This is a genomic window from Moorena sp. SIO3I6 (genome assembly GCF_010672095.1).
On record NZ_JAAHHU010000975.1, the window covers coordinates 1 to 1,846 of the forward strand.

At 42.3% G+C, this 1,846-nt stretch carries 3 protein-coding genes; 1 reads left to right on the top strand and 2 read right to left on the bottom strand.

Going from position 1 to position 1,846, the window contains the following annotated elements; all coding sequences use genetic code 11:
- A partial coding sequence (locus tag F6K49_RS45140; protein WP_293108648.1) for a His/Gly/Thr/Pro-type tRNA ligase C-terminal domain-containing protein occupies nt 1-416 on the top strand: 416 nt, incomplete at its 5' end.
- A 227-nt stretch (nt 417-643) separates the two neighbouring features.
- Here the strand turns inward: F6K49_RS45140 and F6K49_RS45145 are convergent.
- Together F6K49_RS45145 and F6K49_RS45150 are read right to left on the bottom strand one after the other, a co-directional pair.
- Nucleotides 644-787 (bottom strand): hypothetical protein, encoded by a 144-nt coding sequence (locus F6K49_RS45145; protein WP_293025342.1) that lies wholly within the window; start codon nt 785-787, stop codon nt 644-646.
- Between the two features lie 16 nt (nt 788-803).
- Nucleotides 804-1,319, bottom strand: a complete 516-nt coding sequence (locus F6K49_RS45150) for an ATP-binding protein (RefSeq protein WP_293025341.1) — start codon at nt 1,317-1,319, stop codon at nt 804-806.
- Nucleotides 1,320-1,846: the final 527 nt, after the last annotated feature.

The following is a 1,846-nucleotide window of genomic DNA, read 5'->3' on the forward strand; positions in this document are numbered from 1 at the left end:
CGTTATGTATGGGCTGTTATGGGGTGGGAGTGTCTCGGTTAGCTCAAGCAGCTGTAGAGCAATCCTATGACAAGGATGGGATTATCTGGCCAGTTGCGATCGCACCCTACCATGTGATTATCACGATACCCAATGTGGGAGATACCCAGCAGATGGCAGCAGCAGAAAAACTTTACACTCAACTCAATCAAGCAGGTATCGAAACCCTGCTTGATGACCGCAACGAACGAGCTGGGGTCAAGTTCAAAGATGCTGATTTAATTGGGATTCCCTACCGGATTGTCACTGGGCGATCGCTTAAAGATGGCAAAGTGGAAGTGGTGGAACGGGCTACCCACAAATCGACAGAACTCTCCCTTGAGGAAGTGCTACCCACCCTAAAGCAGTGGATTGATACAGCTCTAAGTACGGTTTAGCTGTCCGGCAAAATTCATCCCACACCTAATGCGCAGCATAGGTGTGGGATGAATTTTGCACAGGGTATGGATGGAATTGCTATAATATAAGTACTGGTAAACAAAGCCGAAAATGCTGGTTTGTCAGCAAAACAGTCTTAAAAAAAAGACCAAGAAAACAGAGCGGCAGGGCAGTCCGTTCTTAAAGCCCAGCGCCTCCTAAGCGATAGCCGGATTGGCTGGGAAGCCTACACTGAACCCAACGGGTCAGTGTAGGAGCTGTCACGATTGAGGGTTGCAGGTTGTTCGCTTAGCGTGGCCTTTTGACCAAAGTTGTTTGCCCAAGGGGATTCGGTGTAGGGATAGAAGGATAACCATTGGGTAAAAATCATTAATGATTAATGATTGTTAAACTAATTCTATGGGTAGGGAAACGGTAAAGGTCGTTCCCTTACCCAATTCACTGTCCACAGTTATCTGACCCGCCATCAGATGACAGAGCTTTTTCGCGATCGCTAAACCCAAGCCAGCCCCACCATACTTGCGGGTGTCCGACTCATCTACCTGAGTGAAGGGTTCAAAAATCTTTGAATGTTGCTCTGGACTGATGCCAATACCGGTGTCACTGACTTGAAATGTGATTGATGGTTTAGTTCTTTGGTGTTGACCAAGATCAGGAATAATTGTAGATGGTGAATTAAATTTATCGTCAATCTCTGCTGTGCCATCACTCTTTTTGACTATCAATTTAACAGTTCCATGCTCTGTAAATTTACAAGCGTTGTTGAGCAAGTTAAGCAGGATTTGGCGCATTTTGGTGGGGTCAGTAAGGATTCTGCCAGGGTTGTTCAAATAGATTACTTCTAAGGTATTGTTGTTCTTTTCTGATAAAGGACGCACATTGGTTATCAGTTCTTCAATCAATCAGGGTAAACGCATCTAACTTAAGTAAGTTTTAAAAAATCTATATTTATCAATTTTAACTAGTAACAATCAAGCGATTGGAGCTGACTAAAAATTTTTGACCGCGTCCTCCCTTATTTCCCGAAATGTTAACTCATAAATTTGGGTGCATATTTGGCTTATTCTCTTGGAGAAAACTTGACTAACAAGTCCCTAGTTATTTACTGGCAGATGCTAAAATTTTGACTAAATAGTTATTGTCCATAGCAGCACGAAGCGCGTTTCATCTTTAAACTTCCTTTAAAGCTGGCTTCTTGTTTCATTATATTTAAAGCTAAACGACGTAGTAAAGCCAAGTTTTCAGGAGAATTATCCTTGCGAATACGACTACTATCTTCAGAGAAGGTGACATCTAATATCTAATGTAAGCTGTTTTCAATCCCCCAATGACTGCGGATAGCTTTAGCAATTTTATCAGCATTATTTTCCAAACTACTTATGTAAAAACGAACTTCAGTGGTTGTTTTATTCCACAAACGTCGCTCACT

Coding starts and splice junctions, on each gene's coding strand:
- F6K49_RS45145 (WP_293025342.1), bottom strand. CDS start 787: ATGATTTTTACCCAATGGTTATCCTTCTATCCCTACACCGAATCCCCT.